Origin of the sequence: Pseudoxanthomonas winnipegensis, from assembly GCF_030322905.1 — a bacterium.
In the GTDB taxonomy this organism is placed as follows: domain Bacteria; phylum Pseudomonadota; class Gammaproteobacteria; order Xanthomonadales; family Xanthomonadaceae; genus Pseudoxanthomonas_A; species Pseudoxanthomonas_A winnipegensis.
In genome coordinates this window covers 3,901,378-3,918,959 of sequence record NZ_CP095475.1, presented here as the reverse complement: position 1 = coordinate 3,918,959, position 17,582 = coordinate 3,901,378, and the positions used below count along the sequence as shown (strand labels likewise).

General features: G+C 70.2%; 17 protein-coding genes and 1 pseudogene. 9 read left to right on the top strand and 9 right to left on the bottom strand.

Features of this window, described 5'->3' with window-relative positions; genetic code table 11:
* The first annotated feature begins 110 nt into the window (after positions 1 to 110).
* The gene (locus MWN52_RS17275) at positions 111 to 665 is read left to right on the top strand and encodes a DUF924 family protein (protein ID WP_286575661.1); all 555 of its coding nucleotides are present in this window, start codon (positions 111 to 113) and stop codon (positions 663 to 665) included.
* Between the two features lie 336 nt (positions 666 to 1,001).
* On the opposite strand, the gene grxD is transcribed toward MWN52_RS17275, so the two are convergent.
* Positions 1,002 to 1,931, bottom strand: a complete 930-nt coding sequence (gene grxD, locus MWN52_RS17270; protein WP_286575660.1) for a Grx4 family monothiol glutaredoxin — start codon at positions 1,929 to 1,931, stop codon at positions 1,002 to 1,004.
* 67 nt (positions 1,932 to 1,998) lie between these two features.
* Between grxD and MWN52_RS17265 the strand changes: the two genes are divergently transcribed.
* Complete coding sequence (locus MWN52_RS17265) at positions 1,999 to 2,772, top strand: polysaccharide deacetylase family protein (RefSeq protein ID WP_286575659.1); 774 nt, start codon at positions 1,999 to 2,001, stop codon at positions 2,770 to 2,772.
* Position 2,773: 1 nt separating this feature from the next.
* On the opposite strand, the gene MWN52_RS17260 is transcribed toward MWN52_RS17265, so the two are convergent.
* The 4 genes from MWN52_RS17260 to MWN52_RS17245 form a co-directional block, all read right to left on the bottom strand.
* Positions 2,774 to 3,082: a hypothetical protein gene (locus MWN52_RS17260; RefSeq protein ID WP_286575658.1), complete on the bottom strand. Its 309-nt coding sequence runs from the start codon at positions 3,080 to 3,082 to the stop codon at positions 2,774 to 2,776.
* Between the two features lie 101 nt (positions 3,083 to 3,183).
* Positions 3,184 to 3,855 carry a class I SAM-dependent methyltransferase gene (locus tag MWN52_RS17255; protein ID WP_286577783.1) on the bottom strand — a complete coding sequence of 224 codons (672 nt, stop codon included), beginning with the start codon at positions 3,853 to 3,855 and terminating at the stop codon, positions 3,184 to 3,186.
* A gap of 52 nt (positions 3,856 to 3,907) precedes the next feature.
* A complete protein-coding gene (locus MWN52_RS17250) occupies positions 3,908 to 4,555 on the bottom strand; it encodes an SGNH/GDSL hydrolase family protein (protein ID WP_286575657.1) in 648 nt (215 codons plus the stop codon).
* Between the two features lie 5 nt (positions 4,556 to 4,560).
* Positions 4,561 to 5,841, bottom strand: a complete 1,281-nt coding sequence (locus MWN52_RS17245; RefSeq protein ID WP_286575656.1) for a pyridoxal phosphate-dependent aminotransferase — start codon at positions 5,839 to 5,841, stop codon at positions 4,561 to 4,563.
* A 139-nt stretch (positions 5,842 to 5,980) separates the two neighbouring features.
* Here MWN52_RS17245 and rsgA point away from each other — a divergent pair, with 139 nt between their 5' ends.
* Positions 5,981 to 7,069, top strand: a complete 1,089-nt coding sequence (rsgA, locus tag MWN52_RS17240) for a ribosome small subunit-dependent GTPase A (protein WP_286575655.1) — start codon at positions 5,981 to 5,983, stop codon at positions 7,067 to 7,069.
* Here rsgA and MWN52_RS17235 read toward each other — a convergent pair.
* Positions 7,066 to 7,457, bottom strand: a pseudogene (locus MWN52_RS17235) (MerR family transcriptional regulator). The gene rsgA and the pseudogene MWN52_RS17235 sit on opposite strands and share 4 nt — an antisense overlap.
* Positions 7,458 to 7,546: 89 nt before the next feature.
* Between MWN52_RS17235 and MWN52_RS17230 the strand changes: the two are divergent.
* Positions 7,547 to 8,470: an alpha/beta fold hydrolase gene (locus MWN52_RS17230; RefSeq protein ID WP_286575654.1), complete on the top strand. Its 924-nt coding sequence runs from the start codon at positions 7,547 to 7,549 to the stop codon at positions 8,468 to 8,470.
* 105 nt (positions 8,471 to 8,575) lie between these two features.
* On the top strand, positions 8,576 to 9,400 hold the full coding sequence (locus tag MWN52_RS17225) for a COG4705 family protein (RefSeq protein WP_286575653.1): 825 nt from the start codon (positions 8,576 to 8,578) through the stop codon (positions 9,398 to 9,400).
* Here MWN52_RS17225 and MWN52_RS17220 read toward each other — a convergent pair.
* On the bottom strand, positions 9,330 to 10,292 hold the full coding sequence (locus MWN52_RS17220; protein ID WP_130521732.1) for a LysR family transcriptional regulator: 963 nt from the start codon (positions 10,290 to 10,292) through the stop codon (positions 9,330 to 9,332). The two genes, MWN52_RS17225 and MWN52_RS17220, sit on opposite strands and share 71 nt — an antisense overlap.
* Positions 10,293 to 10,409: 117 nt before the next feature.
* Between MWN52_RS17220 and aceB the strand changes: the two genes are divergently transcribed.
* The 4 genes from aceB (at position 10,410) to MWN52_RS17200 (ending at position 15,461) form a co-directional block, all read left to right on the top strand.
* Positions 10,410 to 12,044, top strand: a complete 1,635-nt coding sequence (gene aceB / locus MWN52_RS17215) for a malate synthase A (RefSeq protein ID WP_286575652.1) — start codon at positions 10,410 to 10,412, stop codon at positions 12,042 to 12,044.
* Between the two features lie 101 nt (positions 12,045 to 12,145).
* Entirely contained in the window at positions 12,146 to 13,477 is a 1,332-nt protein-coding gene (aceA, locus tag MWN52_RS17210; RefSeq protein WP_286575651.1) for an isocitrate lyase, read from the top strand.
* A 252-nt stretch (positions 13,478 to 13,729) separates the two neighbouring features.
* Positions 13,730 to 14,101 (top strand): hypothetical protein, encoded by a 372-nt coding sequence (locus MWN52_RS17205; protein WP_286575650.1) that lies wholly within the window; start codon positions 13,730 to 13,732, stop codon positions 14,099 to 14,101.
* A gap of 349 nt (positions 14,102 to 14,450) precedes the next feature.
* Complete coding sequence (locus MWN52_RS17200) at positions 14,451 to 15,461, top strand: DUF2884 family protein (RefSeq protein ID WP_286575649.1); 1,011 nt, start codon at positions 14,451 to 14,453, stop codon at positions 15,459 to 15,461.
* A 256-nt stretch (positions 15,462 to 15,717) separates the two neighbouring features.
* Here MWN52_RS17200 and MWN52_RS17195 read toward each other — a convergent pair whose 3' ends face one another.
* On the bottom strand, positions 15,718 to 17,232 hold the full coding sequence (locus MWN52_RS17195; protein ID WP_286575648.1) for a YifB family Mg chelatase-like AAA ATPase: 1,515 nt from the start codon (positions 17,230 to 17,232) through the stop codon (positions 15,718 to 15,720).
* Positions 17,233 to 17,267: 35 nt separating this feature from the next.
* The gene (ubiK, locus tag MWN52_RS17190; RefSeq protein ID WP_130521742.1) at positions 17,268 to 17,522 is read right to left on the bottom strand and encodes a ubiquinone biosynthesis accessory factor UbiK; all 255 of its coding nucleotides are present in this window, start codon (positions 17,520 to 17,522) and stop codon (positions 17,268 to 17,270) included.
* Between the last annotated feature and the right edge of the window lie 60 nt (positions 17,523 to 17,582).

Sequence of the window (17,582 nt, the reverse complement as noted above, 5' to 3'; positions counted from 1 at the left end):
GTCTCGTTCATCGCCGCTTCTTATGCTCGCCGGTCCATCCATCCCGTTGAGGCAGGCGGCATGTCCAGGCGCAAGCAGGCAGGCGAGGCAGGTCAGGTGAGGCGCCGCGCATGCCGGTGAAGCGCAAGCCGAGCCGGCAGCAGGAAGTGGTGGAGTTCTGGCGCCAGGCCGGGCCGGAGCGCTGGTTTGCGAAGAACGAATCGTTCGACGCCAACTTCCGCACCCAGTTCCTGGCCGATCACCACGCCGCCGCGCGCGGCGAGCACGAGGACTGGCTGCACAACGCCGAAGGCGCGCTGGCGCTGCTGGTGCTGCTGGACCAGTTTCCGCGCAACGCCTGGCGCGACAGCGGCCACGCCTTCGCCACCGACGGCCTGGCCCTGGCCTATGCCGCGCGCGCGCTCGATGCCGGCCATGACCAGGCCACCGAGCTGGCGCTGCGGCCGTTCTTCTATCTGCCCTTCAGTCATACCGAGGATGCCGCGCTGCAGGCGCGGGCGGTGGCGCTGTTCGCGTCGCTGGGCGACGCAAAGCACCTGGAGTTCGCGCACGCGCACCAGGCCGTGATCGCGCGCTTCGGCCGCTTCCCGCATCGCAACGCCGCCCTGGGCCGCACCAGCACGCCCGAGGAACAGGCCTGGCTGGACGCGGGCGGCGGCTTCTAGTCCCGGGAGTGGCCTTGTGGGCCTTGCGAGCAACCGTCTCTCCCGATCACGTCGCGGCCCCTTGTAGAGCGGAGCTCGCTCCGCTGGGGCTTTTCCATGATCCGACCGAAACGCCTTGTAGAGCGGAGCTCGCTCCGCTGAGCCTTCCCCGTGATCCGACCGAAACGCCTTGTAGAGCGGAGCTTGCTCCGCTAGGCCTTCCCGGCGAACCGGCCGAAACGCAGCGGAGCAAGCTCCGCTCTACAGAAGGGGCGAAGACCGCTCCCTTGAATCGATCACCCAAACGACAACACGCCCCAAGCGGGGCGTGTCGTGTGGGCCATGCGCGCGTACGGATCAGTAGCGCGGCACGCTCGGATCGATGTCGTTGGACCAGGCCTCGATGCCGCCGGCCACGTTGTGCACGTTGGAGAAGCCGAGCACGCGGAACTGTTCGGCGGCCTGGTGGCTGCGCCCGCCGGCATGGCACAGGAACGCGAGCTGCGTGTCCTTGGGCAGGGCCTCCAGCTCGGCACGGCCGTTGCCGTCGAAGGTCTTGAACGGCACGTTGACCGAGGCGATGGCGCGCTCGTCGGCCGGGCGCACATCCACCAGCAGCAGCTCGCCGGCGGCGATCTTGGCGGCGGCCTCGGTCACCGAGAGCTGATTGACCGGGCGCGGCGCGTTCGGGTTGTCGATGGCCAGGCCCTTGCCGCGGATGTCGTCGACCCAGTCGATGGTGATGCCCTCGGCGCGGCGCGCGCTGGCCAGGTCGAACTGGATGCGCACGCCGTTGGACTCGGCGGCGATGGCGTTGGCGTCGAACGGGCCCAGCTGGAAGTTCGGCTGGAACTGCGCGTCGATGGACAGCACCAGCGCCGCGCTGCCGCCGGCGTCGGCCACGGCATTGGCCAGCATCTCGGCCGCGGCCGGGGTCACGGTGATCGACGGCGGGGTGCGGTCGGGCGCGGCCACGCCCAGCAGCGCGGCCAGCTCGCCGGAGTTGGTCATCTGCTCGATGATGTCGCTGCCGCCGACCAGCTCGCCATCGACGTAGAGCTGCGGGATCGTCGGCCAGTCGCCATAGACCTTGATGCCCTCGCGGATCTCCTGGTCGGCCAGCACGTTGACGTGGGCGTAGTCCACGCCCAGCGTGGACAGCGCGCCGACCGCCTTGGCCGAGAAGCCGCACTGCGGCATGGTCGGCTGGCCCTTCATGAACAGCACCACGCGGTTGGACTGCAGCAGGGAATCGATGCGCGAACGCAGGGCGGGATCGAGGGACATGAGGGCTACCGGCGGGTTGGACGACGAGAAAGGAGGGGAATTTTACCCGCGTGGCATGATGCGCGGGATGGAGCCCGAAGCAACGCAGCATCGCGCCACGCCCAGGCCCTACTTCAGGTTGGGGCTGCTGGCGCTGTCACAAGTAGTCGCCCTGGCGCTGTGGTGGCTGGTCGGCTGGCCGCTGGGCCTGGCCGTGCTGCTGGTCAGCCATGGCGCGGTGCTGTGGTCCACCTTCCACCCGCGCTCGCAGCTGTTCTGCCCGGCCCTGGTGCGCCTGTCAGGTGCGCAGCCCCAGGTCTGGCTGACCATCGACGACGGCCCCTCCGACGACACGCGGCCGATGCTGGACCTGCTCGATGCCCACGGCGCCAAGGCCACCTTCTTCGTCGTCGGCGAGCGGGCCCGCGCCCGGCCCGACCTGGTGCGCGAGATCGTCCGCCGCGGCCATGGCCTGGGCAACCACAGCGATAGCCATCCGCAGGCCGCGTTCTGGCGGCTGGGGCCGGCCACGCTCGAGCGCGAGATCGCCGCCAACCAGCGCAGCCTGACTGAACTGGCCGGCGCGCCGCCGCGCTGGTTCCGCTCGGTGGTTGGCCACACCAATCCCTTCATCGCGCCGGTGCTCGCCCGCCACGGCCTGACCCGCGTGGCCTGGAGCGCGCGTGGCTTCGACGGCGTGCGCTGCACGCCCGACCAGGTGCTGGAGCGCCTTGTCCCCGATCTCAAGCCAGGCGCCATCGTCCTGCTGCACGAAGGCGCCGCGCATGGCCACAACATGGAGATCCTGCGGCGCGTGCTGGCCATGCTGGAGGCGCGCGGCTTGAGCGCGACGCTGCCCTGACCTAGGGCTGTTGAACGCCGTCTGGCCGATCGGTGGCGCCGGCCTGCCCATACGCTGAAGCGAACGTCTTGGTTTCTCCGACCAGCGCGTCGACATCTTCCGCCGAGAACTTCGCAAGTTCTTCCGCTGCGCGTGAGGTCGCCTGCTTGTCGCCGCTTCCTTCACCGTAGAGGTGCAGGCCCTTCTCGTCGCGGAAGAACATGAAATAGAAAGGCGCGGTGGGCGAGCCTGCCACGGAATAGAGGATGACGGTCCTGCTGTCGGCGCAGCTATAGATCCCCCACTCGCTGCCGCCATACGCCTTCTTCAACGGCCCGACGTCGCATGCCAAGGGAGCGGGCCGCGTCTGCGCCGCTGCATCGAGGGAGCACGCAGCGACGAGCGCGATCGCGGCGGTCGCCCTGACCAAGCTCACGCGCGCTGGGCCACGATCAGCCAGTTGTTGAACGGCGTGTTGCCGTACAGCGGGACGAAGCTGGCGCTCAGGCCGGCGTTGGTCAGGTGGTGCTCCAGGCTCTCGCGCGTGGGATAGCGCTTGGGCACTTCCTGCATCCAGCCGGTGAAGTGCGCCATCAGGTCGGTGATCCTGGAGGTGCGGCCACGCCCGCTGTCGTCGCCCAGCGCGCTGCGGATCACCAGCTTGCTGTCCGGCGCGAGCATGCGCGCGGCGTGCTGCAGCATGCCGGCCTGCACGTGTTCGGGCAGGTACTGCAGCATGTCCAGGACGCACACGTTGCCGCGGTGCTCGGGCCAGCGCGCGGCCAGGTCGACCACCTCGAAGCGGGCGTCGTGCAGGCCATTGCGTCGCGCGATCCGGCCGGCGCGCGCGATCTTGTCCGCGTCGATGTCCACGCCGTGATAGCGGCGCGGCTGGCCGTCCGCGCGCAGCGCATGCGCCAGCAGGCCCAGGCCGCAGCCCAGGTCCAGCACCGGGCCGGGCGCCTCGCGCAGCGCGGCCAGCACGCCGGGATACAGCGGATCGGTGCGCAGCTTGATGCGCGTGTAGTAGTAGTCGTGACGATTGCCCCAGGGCCGGCGTGGCAGAAAGGCGCGGGCGATGGCCAACGCTTGCTGGGGCGGCATGGGACGGGTGGCTTCGCTCACGTCGATCCTTCGGCGCAGGGGCGGGAGCGCGCTAGGCTAGCGCATCCCGGGCGGCGGGAAACGCGCGCTGCATCCACAGGCGATACATCGCGCCGGAGGGATGCAGGCCGTCGCCGATCAGCATCGCAGCTTCGGCCCCCTGCTGGCGACTGACGGTGGTGACATCCACGAACGCCACGTGTCGGCGCTGGCAGGCGAGCCGGGCCTCGCGGTTGAACGCATCGATCTGCGCGGCGATCTGCGCCACATCGCGCCCGGAGGCGGCCGCGAACGGGGTCACGCCCCAGTCCGGAATCGACAGCACCACCACCCGCCGCGCGCGCCCACCGGCCAGTGCGATGGCGTGCTCCAGCAGGCCCTGGAACTGTCGCAGGTACTCGTCCAGCGGACGACCGCGGTACTGGTTGTTGACCCCGATCAGCAGCGTGACCAGGTCGAAGCCCGGCGTCGGCGCGGCCCGATCGATCGCGGCCTGCAGCTCGTCGGTGGTCCAGCCGGTGGTGGCGATGATCTGCGGATCGTCCACGCCCAGCCCGTCGGCGCGCAGCGCGCGGGCCAGTTGCACCGGCCAGCGCTCGCTATCGGCCACGCCCTCGCCGATGGTGTAGGAATCGCCCAGCGCCAAATAGCGCAGGCCGTGCGGCGCGATGCTGCCCGCCGCCGGACGCACGCCGGCCATGGCGGTCAGGCCGCGGCCGGCCGCGACTTGGGCTTGAGCGGCACGACCTTGGTGGCCGCCTCCGCGCGCTTGGCCAGCGCGCGGTCGATGCGCGTGAACACCTCGCGCATGGCCACCGCATCGGGCAGCAGGGTGACGCGGAAGTGGTTGCGGTAGGGCACGTTGAAGCTCGAGCCCGGCACCACCAGCACGCCCTCGTCCTCCATCAGCTCCAGCGCGAAGGCGTAGTCGTCGAAGCCCTTGGCCGCATCGCCCACCACCGCCGGGAACGCATACAGCGCGCCGGCCGGCGCGCTCAGCTTGAGGTGCTCGCTGGCCGTGCAGGCCTCGACCACCGCGCGGCGGGTCTCGTACAGGCGGCCGCCCGGCGCGGTGAGCGCGCTGATGGTGTCCGGGCCGTTGATGGCCGCTTCCACCGCATACTGACCCGGCACGTTGGCGCACAGGCGCAGCGCGCCCAGCAGGTCCATGGCGTGCTGCAGCGGGGTGATGCGCTGCGCGTCGCCGGACAGCAGCGCCCAGCCCACGCGCCAGCCGCAGGCGCGATGCACCTTGGACAGGCCGGAGAAGGTGATGCACGGCACTTCGCCGGCCAGCGGCGCCAGCGGCTCGAAGGTGGCCCCGTCGTAGAGGATCTGGTCGTAGATCTCATCGACCATCAGCAGCAGCTGATGCTTGGCGGCGATGGCGACGATGCGCTTGAGCAGCTCGCGCGGGTAGGTCGCGCCGGTGGGGTTGTTGGGGTTGATCAGCACGATGGCGCGGGTGCGGCTGGACACCAGCGTCTCGATCTCCGACGGATCGGGCAGGAAGCCGTTGGCCGCATCGCACTGGTAGTACACCGGGCGGCCGTCGTTGAGGATGGTCGCGGCCGACCACAGCGGATAGTCGGGCGAGGGCACCAGCACTTCGTCGCCCGGGTTGAGCAGCGCGCGCAGCGACAGGTCGATCAGCTCGGACACGCCGTTGCCGATGAACACCCGGTCCGGATGCGCGTCGGGCGTGTTGCGGCGCGCGTAGTAGGCGGCCACCGCCTCGCGCGCGGCCGGCAGGCCCTGCTGGTGGGTGTAGGGGTCGGTGCGGCCCATGTCGTCGGCGATCGCGTGCTGCAGATGCTCGGGCGCGCGGAAGCCAAACGCGCCGGGGTTGCCGATGTTGAGCTTGATCAGCTTGCGGCCCTGGGCCTCCAGCTCGCGGGCTCGCCGGGCCAGCTCGCCACGGATCTCGTAGCGGACTTCGGACAGGCGTTCACGGATGGCGAGGGGCTTGAGGGGAGCGGAGGACATGGCACGGGCGCGTGGAGGTGAAAAAACGACCAAAGCATACGCCTGATGGCCCGTGCTGCGGGCGTTTCAGCGGAAACCATGGCCGCGGGCCAGGCCGCTCGCCTGCGGCGCCGACGGGCCAGCCCGTAGAATCGCCGCCATGACCGATGCTGTCTTCGACGATGCCGACCTGCGGCGGATTGGCTGGCCCTGGCCTGGCGCGCCCGAGGACCCGGCGTGGCGGGCGCTGATCCAGGCCCATCCCGGCGCCCGGCCGGCGCGGGTGATCGAGCAGCATCGCTCCGGCTACGTGGTCGCGCGCGGACTGCTGCCCGAGCAGACGCTGCGGCCCGAGTCCCTGCCGGACTGGCAGCGCCCGCGCTTTCCCGCGCACGAGCGCCCCGCGGTGGGCGACTGGGTGCTGGTGGAGGAGGACAAGCGCATTGTTGCCCTGCTGCCGCGGCGCACGGCGATCAAGCGCGCCGCCGCCGGTGAGCATTACCACCAGCAGGTGATCGCGGCCAATATCGATGTGGTCTTCATCGTCTGCGGGCTGGACGCCGACTTCAATCCGCGTCGCATCGAGCGCTATCTGATGCTGGTCGGTGGCGGGGGCGTGCAGCCGGTGGTGGTGCTGACCAAGGCCGACCGCACCGAGTACGCTGAAGACGCGCTCGAGGTGCTCGCCGATCTGGCCGCGCAGGACGTGCCGCTGCGCACGGTCAACGCCAAGGACGCGGCCAGCGTGGCGCAGCTGCACGGCTGGCTCGGGCCGGGCCGCACGGCGGTGCTGGTGGGCTCCTCGGGCGCGGGCAAGTCCACGCTCACCAACACGTTGCTGGGCGTGGAGAAGATGAAGACCAATGCGGTGCGCGAGACCGATTCACGCGGCCGCCACACCACGACCTACCGCGCGCTGATCCCGCTGCCCTCCGGCGCCTGCCTGATCGACACCCCCGGCATGCGCGAGCTCAAGCCCACCGGTGAGGAAGACCTGGCCGAGGGCGGCTTCGCCGACATCGAGGCGCTGGCCGCGCAGTGCCGGTTCCGCAACTGCGCCCACCAGGGCGAACCGGGCTGCGCGGTGCAGGCGGCGATCGAGGCCGGCGAGCTCGATCCCGGCCGGCTGGCCAATTACCTGAAGCTGCAGGAAGAGGTGACCACCGCGGCGGCCAAGCTGGCCAAGCGCGTGGCCGAGCAGCAGGGCAAGACAGGGCGGCGTCCCACTGGGAAGCCGTCCCGCCGCTAGACCGGATCGCGATCCGCCTGCTGTCCCTTTTCCAGCATCTGGCGCAGTCGGCTGCGTCGCTGCTCGAGTTCGGCGATCTGCCGCTCGATCGAGGCCAGCCGCCGGCGCTGCACCTCGGTCGTCTCCGAACAGGCCGCCGCGCCTTCGATCATCCGCATGCAATCGGGAAACTCGCGGATCTCGGCCAGGCTGAAGCCTGCGCCATCAGGCGCTGGATCTGCCGGACCTGGGTCACGGCCAGGGCGGAGAACACGCGATAGCCGTTCTCGGCGCGAACCGACGACAGCAGCCGATGGTCGTCGTAGTGGCGGATCGAGCGCAGGCTGGCGCCCGTCTCGCGGGCCAGTTCGCCGATGGACAGGTCGGCTTGGGGACGGGCCTTGGGCATGGGCGAACGCTAGCACAGGCCGCGCTTGACTCTCACATCAGTGTGAGGCTCGAGACTGCGCGCCTCCCAGGCATCGATGAGGATTCGCCATGCTTTCGTCCAGGCTTCACCGCGCGTTCGGCGCGCTGATCGTCGGGCTCGCGCTGCTGACCGGCGCGCCGGCCGCGCTCGCCGTCACCAGGCAGTACACCGTCGCCGCGCCGGACGGCGTGGCGCTGGCCGTGCAGGAGTCCGGCGATCCGGACGGTGCTCCGGTCATCTTCATCCACGGCTTGCTGGGCAGCCGGCTGAACTGGGACAAGCAACTGCGCGACCCCCAGCTGCAGCGCCATCGGCTGATCACCTACGACCTGCGGGGACACGGCCTGTCCGGCAAGCCCACCGACACCGCGGCCTACACGGACGGGCGCCGGTGGGCCGACGACCTGGCGGCGGTCATCGCGTCCACGAAGGCGCGCAGGCCGGTCCTCGTCGGCTGGTCGCTGGGCGGTGCGGTGATCTCGAACTACCTCGCCGCCTACGGCGACGACGCCATCGGCGGTGCGGTCTATGTCGATGGCGTGATCGAGCTCAAGCCCGAGCAGCTCGTGGCGCATCCGGATGTCTATCGCGACATGGTCGCCGTGGACCTGAAGACCCATCTGCAGGGCGAACGCGCCTTCCTGCGGCTGTGCTTCCACCGGCAGCCGGATGCGGACACCTTCTCGCTGCTGCTGGCCAATGCGGCGCTGGCGTCGTGGGAGATGCAAGCTGCCGTCCCGTCGATGACCGTCGACGCCGCCGGCGGGTTGGGCCGGGCCAAGGTCCCGGTGCTGCTGCTCTACGGGGCGCGCGACGCGCTGGTGAAGGCCGAGCCGAGCATCGCGCGCGCCAAGCGCCTCAATCCGCGGATCCGCAGCGTGCTTTACGCCGAGTCCGGCCATGCGCCGTTCCTGGAAGAGCCGGACCGCTTCAATCGTGACCTGCTCGCGTTCATCCGCTCGGCCGCGTCCGCCTCGGCCGGTCGAGACTGAGGAGGGGTTGAGCTCGGCGACCGCTGGCCCACGGCGTGAGGTGCGACCGAAATCCGACAGCGCGGCTGCGACCGTGTCTGCCCTACTCGAGACCGAGGGCTGGACATGTCCGAATACGGCACGCCGCCGGCGGTCGCCAACAAGGTCGCCGCAGTCACGCTGGGCTTCTGGATCCTCAAGATCCTGGCGACCACGCTGGGCGAGACCGGCGGCGACTGGCTGACCATGACGCTCGGGCTGGGCTACGGGCCCGGAGCCTTGCTGCTGCTGGGCCTGTTCGCGCTGACCCTGCTGGCGCAGCTGCGGGCGCGCGGCTTCCATCGCGGGCTGTACTGGGTGGTGATCCTGTCCACCAGCACAGCGGGCACGGCGATGTCGGACTTCCTGGACCGCACGCTGGGGCTGGGCTATCTGCGCGGCGCGCTGCTGCTGGTGGCGCTGCTGGGCGGGGTGCTGGCCGCCTGGTACCACAGCGAGGGGCATCTGTCGGTGCAACGCATCGCCAGCCGCCGGGCCGAGGGCTTCTACTGGATGGCGATCCTGGTCAGCAACACGCTGGGCACGGCGCTGGGCGATTTTCTGGCCGATTCCTCCGGCCTGGGCTTCGCCGCCAGCGCCGGGCTGATCGCGGCGGTGATCGCCACCACGGCGCTGGCCTACCGCTTCACGTCCGTCAGCCGGGTGCTGCTGTTCTGGATCGCGTTCGTGATGACCCGGCCGTTCGGTGCGACCTTCGGCGACCTGCTGACCAAGCCGGTCGCGCATGGCGGCCTGGAACTGGGCACCGGCGGCGCCTCGCTGGTGCTGGCGGTCCTGCTGGTGGCCGGGCTGCTGGTGCAGGGATGGGGCGGCAGGACGCTCAGCGCTCCGAATGCCCGCTCTCGTCGTGGTCGCGCGGGTGGAACAGGTCCGGCCGGATCAGCGCGATGAACGCCCGCGCCTGCGGCGAGAGGTACTTGCCCTTGCGCACCACCACGCCATAGCTGCGCGAGGGAAAGTACGCGCTCAGCGAGCGCGCGGTGATGCGGCCGCGGTCAGCCTCGCCCAGGCAGATCGAGCTGACGATCGACAGGCCCATGCCCATGGCCACGTACTGCTTGATCACCTCCCAGCCGCCGACCTCCAGCGCCACGGTGTACGGCACGCGCGCCTGCTGGAAGGTCAGGTCCACCAGCCGATAGGTGATCTGCCGGCGCGGCGGCAGGATCAGGCCGTAGGGCGAGATGTCCTCCAGGGTCACCTTGTCCTTCTTCGCCAGCGGGTGGTCGTGCGGGGTGATCAGCATCGGCTCGAAGCGGTAGACCGGCTCGTAGCTCAGGTCGGCGGCGACGTCGACCATCGAGCCCACCGCCAGGTCGACCGCGTCCTGGCGCAGCAGGTCGGTGCCGTCGGCGCTGATGGCGTTGTGCAGGGTCAGGCGCACCTCGGGGTGCTCGCGGCGGAAGGCGTCCACGATCCGCGGCAGCAGGTAGAGGATGGTCGAGCTGTTGGCGGCGATGTTCAGCTCGCCGGCGTCCAGCCCGCTGACCTTGTGGCGGAAATCCGAGGCCAGCGAATCCACCCCTTCGACCAGCGGCTGGGCCATCTCGTACAGCAGCTGGCCCTCGCGGGTGGGGGTCAGGCGCCGCCCGCTGCGCTCGAACAGCCGCGTCCCGTACTCCCGTTCCAGCGCCTGCAGCTGCAGCGAAATGGCCGGCTGGCTGACGAACAAGGCCTCCGCCGCCCGCGAAACCGAGCCCAATCGCACCACTTGGCAGAACGCGCGCAGTGGTTTGAGTCGATCGGATTTGTAGGAAAAACGAGGGGTTACGTTCGCTGGCATGGGTCTGAATCCGTTCTCATGAGCAGAACTTATGAATTGAATTGATAAAACTAAGTTGTCAAATACTAACCCCCGGAGCACGGTGGCGGCCCAGCTGAAACGACGAGGAACACCGCCATGTCCGCCACCGCCTTCGCCCTGTCGCCCACCGCCCGCGGCGCCACGCCCGGCCTGGCGCTGACGGTCCGGGCCCCGGGCCAGGACGCGCTGCTGCCAGCCGGCCTGCTGGGCCTGCTGACCTCGCTGCACCGGGCGATCGAGCCCGAGCGCCAGGCCCGCCTGGCCGCCCGCGCCACCCGCCAGGCCGCGTTCGACGGCGGCGCCCTGCCGGACTTCCGCGCCGACACCGCGCAGATCCGCGAGGGCGACTGGACCGTGGCGCCGATCCCGGCCGCGCTGGCCGACCGTCGCGTGGAGATCACCGGCCCGACCGACCCGAAGATGGTCATCAACGCGCTGAACTCCGGCGCCAAGGTGTTCATGGCCGACTTCGAGGATTCGACCTCGCCGACCTGGGCCAACCTGCTGACCGGCCAGCGCGCGCTGATCGGCGCGGTCGACGGCGAGCTGACCTTCCAGGCGCCGGCGGCCGGCGACAAGCCGGGCAAGCGCTACACGCTCAAGCCGGCCGACGAGCAGGCGGTGCTGATCGTGCGTCCGCGCGGCTGGCACCTGGACGAGAAGCACGTGCTGGTCGATGGCGCGCCGATCGCCGGCGGCCTGTTCGACGTGGCCACCTTCGCCTTCCACAACGCCCGCGCGCTGCAGGCCAGGGACCGCGGCCCCTACTTCTACCTGCCCAAGCTGCAGTCGATGGAGGAGGCGGCGCTGTGGGAGACCGCGCTGTCGCACATCGAGGCGACCCTGGGCCTGCCGCAGGGGCAGATGAAGGTCACCGTGCTGATCGAGACGCTGCCGGCGGCCTTCGAGATGCACGAGATCCTGTACGCGCTGCGCAGCCGCATCGTCGGCCTGAACTGCGGCCGCTGGGACTACATCTTTTCCTACATCAAGACCTTCCGCGCCCACCCCGACCGCGTGCTGCCCGAGCGCGGCCAGGTCACCATGACCCAGCCGTTCCTGAAGGCCTATTCGGAGCTGCTGATCCAGACCTGCCACCGGCGCGGCGCGCACGCGATGGGCGGCATGGCCGCGCAGATTCCGATCAACAACGATCCGGCGGCCAACGAGCAGGCCATGGCCCGCGTGCGCGCCGACAAGCTGCGCGAGGTCACCGCCGGCCACGACGGCACCTGGGTCGCGCACCCGGCGCTGATCCCGGTGGCGATGGAGATCTTCGATGCGCACATGCCCGGCCCCAACCAGCACGGCGTGGCCCGCGCCGACGTGCATGTCGGCCGCGACGACCTGATCCGCCCGTCCACCGGCACCATCACCCGCGCCGGGTTCGAGGGCAATGTCGAGGTCTGCGTGCGCTACCTGGCCGCCTGGCTGGATGGCAACGGCTGCGTGCCGATCCACTGGCTGATGGAGGACGCGGCCACCGCCGAGATCTCGCGCACCCAGATCTGGCAGTGGCTGCACACCGACGGCCTGCACCTGGACGACGGCACCGCCATCGACCTGGCGCTGCTGGAGACCACGCTCAAGCGCCTGCCCACCCGCCTCGGTGATGCGGCGCTGCCCGGCGCGGCCAAGGTGCCGCAGGCCATCGCCTTGCTGGACCAGCTCTCGCGCAGCGACACGCTGGCCGAGTTCCTGACCCTGCCGGCCTACGCGCAGATCGATTGAAGCCGGGGTCGGGCTTCGGATCGAAGAAGCCCGCCCAGCCCTTAACCGCATTCCGCTTGCACCCCATTCGACGGGCATCCGTCAACGACCGGAGAAGCACCATGAGCACTCGCCAGGAACAGATCGACGCCCTGCAGAAGGACTGGAACACCAACCCGCGCTGGAGCAGCGTCAAGCGCAACTACAGCGCCGCCGACGTGGTGCGCCTGCGCGGCAGCGTGCAGCCCGAGCACACCCTGGCCAAGCGCGGCGCCGAGCGGCTGTGGAAGCTGGTCAACGGCGAGGCCAGGAAGGGTTACGTCAACGCCTTCGGCGCCATCAGCGCCGGCCAGGCGATGCAGCAGGCCAAGGCCGGCCTGGAGGCGGTCTACCTGTCCGGCTGGCAGGTGGCCGCCGACGGCAACACCTCCGAGACCATGTACCCCGACCAGTCGCTGTACGCCTACGACTCGGTGCCGACCATGGTCCGCCGCATCAACAACACCTTCCAGCGCGCCGACGAGATCCAGTGGAAGAACATCTGCGACGGCAAGCTGGAAGAGAAGGACGCGATCGACTTCTTCCTGCCCATCGTCGCCGACGGCGAGGCCGGCTTCGGCGGGGTGCTCAACGCCTACGAGCTGATGAAGAACATGATCATCGCCGGCGCGGCGGGCGTGCACTTCGAGGACCAGCTGGCGGCGGTGAAGAAGTGCGGCCACATGGGCGGCAAGGTGCTGGTGCCCACCCAGGAGGCGATCCAGAAGCTGCAGGCCGCGCGCCTGGCCGCCGACGTGCTGGGCGTGCCGACCATCGTGCTGGCCCGCACCGATGCGGAGGCCGCCAACCTGCTGACTTCCGACTTCGATCCCAACGACAAGCCCTTCGTCAACGGCGAGCGCACCAGCGAGGGCTTCTACCGCGTCAGGAACGGTCTGGAACAGGCCATCAGCCGCGGCGTGGCCTATGCGCCGCACGCCGACCTGGTGTGGTGCGAGACCGGTACCCCCGACCTGGGCTTCGCCCGCGAGTTCGCCCAGGCCGTGCACGCCGCCAGCCCGGGCAAGCTGCTGAGCTACAACTGCTCGCCCTCGTTCAACTGGAAGAAGAACCTGGACGACGCGACCATCGCCCGCTTCCAGGACGAGCTGTCGGCGCTGGGCTACAAGTACCAGTTCATCACCCTGGCCGGCATCCACATCAACTGGTTCAACACCTTCAAGTTCGCCCACGACTACGCGCGCGGCCAGGGCATGAAGCACTACGTCGAGCAGGTGCAGCAGCCGGAGTTCGAGGCCCGCGAGCAGGGCTACACCTTCGTCAGCCACCAGCAGGAAGTCGGCGCCGGCTACTTCGACGACGTCACCACCGTCATCCAGGGCGGCAGCTCCAGCGTGACCGCGCTGACCGGCTCGACCGAGGAGGAGCAGTTCTACGAACACAAGGCGGCCTGAGCCTTGGCGCCTTGATCCAGGCAGGACGCGCCCGGCACCGGCGCGTGCGATGAACCTTGAGAGGAGCGGCGTTGCGCAGGCGACCCTCGCGAGCAGGGGCGCAAGGGTCTGGCGCGACGCGGGCTGGGAGGCCCCGCCCTCGATCAAAGACATGGCACGCGCTGGCGTCGGGTGCTTTGGCAACACCCGCGGCATCGCTTCAGCGTCATCGAACACCCACCAGCGTCGTTCACCCACTGAGAAAGGTGCGCCATGCTTCGAGCCCGTCACGACAACCGCTATCGCGGCCAGGATGCGTTGATGTTCCGCGGGGATCGCCCCGGCATCGCCATGCTCGCCTCCATGCTGGATCACCTGGCCTCCAGTCCGCGCCCCGACGCGGTCGGTCGCCGCCATGCCATCCCCGGCGTGCTCAACGTCAGCCTGGAGGTGACCGACTCGGTCTCCCGGCTGATGCTGGACAGCGCCTGTCCCACTCCGTTCGTGTGGCTGCTCAAGTGGGCCGACCTGGCCGACTGTGGCGCCAGGGTCGGCGCACTGGCCGGCGAAGCCCAGGGCCAGCTGCGCATCCAGGGCGAGCGCGACGACCTGCAGCTGGTCCTGGCGATGGATGAGGACGCCTGAGGCACAGCCTGGGGCGACATGAACCTGGTGGGAGCCGCCATGGCGGCGATGGGGCTTTCCCGGTAAAGCCCCTCGCCGGCAATGGCCAAGAAGGCCACAAGGGCGGTTCCCACCTGTAGAGCGGAGCTTGCTCCGCTGGGCTTTGCCGATGATCCGGTCGAAGCGCAGCGGAGTCCCCAAAAGGGGATTGCCACAAGCTCCGCTCTACAAGGAAGCCGCGGCTTGACCTTAGAGACAGTTGCTCCCATCAAGCACGCCAGCCATCGGTCCTCGTGACTTCAGGCACGCGCCTGCATCCGGCGGCCGCGCGGAAGCTGGCTGCCAGTTGGCAGACAGGACGTTCGAGAAGATGCGCAAGCGATGGCAGGTGGTGATGCTGGCGTGCCTGGCGCCTGCTGCCTGGGCGCAGCAGGCGAATGCGCCCGCCGACAAGGCGCCGCAGACCCAGGCTTCTGCCGAGAAGGTGCCGCAGACGCCTGCCGACAAGCCCCAGTCCGACCCTGCGCAGCAAGGCCGGCACGACCGCCGCCCGCACGTGTCCTCGCGCCAGTGCGGCCTGGGGACCGACTTCAACGTGTTGGCCGATAGCGGCGGCATCTGGCTGTACCGCGACAGCGGTTCGCCGCGCGAGATCTTCTTCCACGGCGGCGAGCTGAGCGTGGACCGCAAGCTGCGCCCGGTCAGCGCCGCCGATGCGCAGCGGCTGTGGCAGATGGAAAGCCAGGCCCGCGCGCTGATGCCGAAGGTGGCCGGGCTGGCCAACGAGGTGGTCGACCTCAGCTACGACGCGCTGGGCGGCGTGATCGAGATCATGACCGGCAGCTCCTTCAACGCGCGCAAGATCGCGCGCATGCGTACCCAGGCCCATGGCTATGTCGATGGCACGTTGGGCAAGGGCCGTTGGGAGCAGGACGCCTTCGGCGGCAACTTCGAGCGCTACGTGGAAGACCAGGCCGAGGCGTTCAAGGGCAGCATCGCCCGCCACCTGCTGTTCCAGATCTTCACCGGTCGCAGCGATGCGATCGACGAGCGCGCCGACCGCCTGGGCGACGAACTGGACGCCAAGCTCGAGGCGCGCAGCGAGGCCATCGAGGCCCAGGCCGAGGCGATGTGCGACCAGGTCGACCAGCTGCGTGCGCTGCAGGACGCGCTGGAGTTCCGCTACGAGGGCAAGCCCCTCCAACTGCTGGAGCCGATCGAGGGCCACGCCGCCGCCGATGCGGCCGATGCGGCGGAAGACGCCGAAAAGCGCGACGCACCGGACCACAGCGAGGAGGCGAGTTCGAAGAAGCCCGCCGCCGCGCGCGAAGACGCCCCGCGCGACACCACCATCAAGCCTCGAGCCGTCCCTCATCCTTGACCGCGCGACCTGTGGGAGCAACTGTCTCTCAGATCAAGACGCGGTCTCCATGTAGAGCGGAGCTTGCTCCGCTGCGTTTCGACCGGATCATCGGCAAGGCCCAGCGGAGCAAGCTCCGCTCTACAGGTGGGAGCCGCCCTTGTGGCCTTTTCGGCCAATGGCGGCAATGCGGCTCGCCTGAAGATCCTCACTGACGCCACGGCTCGACGTTGTTGCAACTACAGCGACGCAAGAGATGCGGCGCTCGCTGTCCTGCTCACGCCGCATCGACGTGCGGCGCCATCGCCTGCTGGCGGTAGCCCAGGGCTTCGGTCAGATGCGCGGTGGTGATGTCTTCGCTTTCGGCCAGATCGGCGATGGTACGGGCCACGCGCAGCGTGCGCTGCATGGCGCGTGCGGACAGCCGCATCTGATCGATCGCGCGCTCCAGCAGCGCCTGGTCGGGCGGTGCCAGCCGGCAATGGGTGAGGGTCTGCGCCTGATCCAGGCGCGCATTGAGCACGCCGGCGCGCTGCAGCTGTCGCGCTCGGGCGGCGGTGACGCGTTCGCGCACGGTGGCGCTGTCTTCGCCGGCCGGTGCGTCGGGGCGCAAGGCCTGCGGCGGCACGCGTGCGACGTCGATCTGCAGGTCGATCCGGTCCAGCAGCGGGCCGGAGATGCGGCCGCGATAGCGGGCGATGCGCTCGGCCGTGCAGCGGCAGCGGCCGTTGGCATCGCCGGCCCAGCCGCAGGGACAGGGATTCATCGCGGCCACCAGTTGGAACCGCGCGGGGAACTCCGCGCTGCGCGCCGCGCGCGCGACGGTGACCGTGCCCGACTCCAGCGGCTCGCGCAGCACTTCCAGCGCACGCCGGTCCCACTCGGTCAGCTCATCGAGGAACAGCACGCCGTGGTGGGCCAGTGAGACCTCGCCGGGTCGAGGCAGCGCGCGGCCGCCGATCAGCGCCACCGCGCTGGCGGTGTGGTGCGGACTGCGGAACGGGCGCTGCCGCCAGCGCGCCGGGTCCAGCCCGCGGCCGCTGACAGAGGCGATGACGGCGCTCTCCAGCGCTTCGTCCTCGCTGGCCTCGGGCAGCAGGCCGGGCAGGCGCGAGGCCAGCAGCGTCTTGCCGCAGCCGGGCGAACCGACGAACAGAAGGTGGTGCCCGCCGGCCGCGGCGACCTCCAGTGCGCGTCGCGCATGCAGCTGGCCGCGGACATCGCGCAGGTCCGGCACGGGCCAGGGCGTGACCGGCTCGGCCACCGCCATCGCCGGTGCGCGCGTGCCGCACAGCATGGCGCAGACCTCCAGCAGGGTGCGCGCGGTGCAGGCCTGGCCGGTGGCCACCAGCGCGGCCTCGGCGCCATTGCCCGCCGGCACGATCAGGCGCCGGCCCGCGTCGCGCGCGGCCAGCACCGCCGGCAGCACGCCGTCGATGCTGCGCAGCTCGCCGGTCAGGCCCAGCTCGCCGACGAATTCCCAGCCGGCCAGGGCCTGGCGGTCGAGCTGGCCGCTGGCCGCCAGGATGCCCAGCGCGATCGGCAGGTCGAAACGGCCGCCGTCCTTGGGCAGGTCGGCCGGCGCCAGATTGACGGTGATGCGCCGCGCCGGGAACTCGAACTGCGCACACAGCAGCGCCGCGCGCACCCGGTCGCGGCTCTCGCGCACCGCCGCCTCGGGCAGGCCGACGATGTGCGTGGCCGGCAGGCCGCCGGAGAGATGCACTTCGACCTGCACGCCAGGCGCCTGCACGCCGCAGCGCGCCCGGCTATGGACCAGGGCCAGACTCATGGGGACGCTCCGTGTCCGCCGGAAGGGGAGAACCGTCAGCTGCGCGGGGCGACGCGCGCCTCCAGCGCGGCCAGCTCGCGCTCCAGCGCGTCGAGCTTCTCGCGGGTGCGCAGCAGCACGGCGCGCTGCACCTCGAACTCCTCGCGCGTGACCAGATCCAGCTTGGCCAAGCCCGACTGCAGGGCGCTCTTGAAGGTGCGCTGCAGGTCCTCGCGCGATTCGCGCAGGCCGGGGGGCACCAGCTCGCTCAGGCGGCGGGCGAGGTCATCGAGGGGATTGAGATCGATCATGGCAGGCTCCGTGGGCTCAAGGCCAAGGTCGCATGCGCCCTGCGCGCGCCACCATCGGCC

What these genes read in the sequence shown, in the direction of transcription:
- MWN52_RS17275 (WP_286575661.1), top strand. Translation starts at nt 111, where the DNA reads ATGCCGGTGAAGCGCAAGCCGAGCCGGCAGCAGGAAGTGGTGGAGTTC.
- grxD (WP_286575660.1), bottom strand. Translation starts at nt 1,931, where the DNA reads ATGTCCCTCGATCCCGCCCTGCGTTCGCGCATCGATTCCCTGCTGCAG.
- MWN52_RS17265 (WP_286575659.1), top strand. Translation starts at nt 1,999, where the DNA reads ATGGAGCCCGAAGCAACGCAGCATCGCGCCACGCCCAGGCCCTACTTC.
- MWN52_RS17255 (WP_286577783.1), bottom strand. Translation starts at nt 3,855, where the DNA reads ATGCCGCCCCAGCAAGCGTTGGCCATCGCCCGCGCCTTTCTGCCACGC.
- MWN52_RS17250 (WP_286575657.1), bottom strand. Translation starts at nt 4,555, where the DNA reads ATGGCCGGCGTGCGTCCGGCGGCGGGCAGCATCGCGCCGCACGGCCTG.
- MWN52_RS17245 (WP_286575656.1), bottom strand. Translation starts at nt 5,841, where the DNA reads ATGTCCTCCGCTCCCCTCAAGCCCCTCGCCATCCGTGAACGCCTGTCC.
- rsgA (WP_286575655.1), top strand. Translation starts at nt 5,981, where the DNA reads ATGACCGATGCTGTCTTCGACGATGCCGACCTGCGGCGGATTGGCTGG.
- MWN52_RS17230 (WP_286575654.1), top strand. Translation starts at nt 7,547, where the DNA reads ATGCTTTCGTCCAGGCTTCACCGCGCGTTCGGCGCGCTGATCGTCGGG.
- MWN52_RS17225 (WP_286575653.1), top strand. Translation starts at nt 8,576, where the DNA reads ATGTCCGAATACGGCACGCCGCCGGCGGTCGCCAACAAGGTCGCCGCA.
- MWN52_RS17220 (WP_130521732.1), bottom strand. Translation starts at nt 10,292, where the DNA reads ATGCCAGCGAACGTAACCCCTCGTTTTTCCTACAAATCCGATCGACTC.
- aceB (WP_286575652.1), top strand. Translation starts at nt 10,410, where the DNA reads ATGTCCGCCACCGCCTTCGCCCTGTCGCCCACCGCCCGCGGCGCCACG.
- aceA (WP_286575651.1), top strand. Translation starts at nt 12,146, where the DNA reads ATGAGCACTCGCCAGGAACAGATCGACGCCCTGCAGAAGGACTGGAAC.
- MWN52_RS17205 (WP_286575650.1), top strand. Translation starts at nt 13,730, where the DNA reads ATGCTTCGAGCCCGTCACGACAACCGCTATCGCGGCCAGGATGCGTTG.
- MWN52_RS17200 (WP_286575649.1), top strand. Translation starts at nt 14,451, where the DNA reads ATGCGCAAGCGATGGCAGGTGGTGATGCTGGCGTGCCTGGCGCCTGCT.
- MWN52_RS17195 (WP_286575648.1), bottom strand. Translation starts at nt 17,232, where the DNA reads ATGAGTCTGGCCCTGGTCCATAGCCGGGCGCGCTGCGGCGTGCAGGCG.
- ubiK (WP_130521742.1), bottom strand. Translation starts at nt 17,522, where the DNA reads ATGATCGATCTCAATCCCCTCGATGACCTCGCCCGCCGCCTGAGCGAG.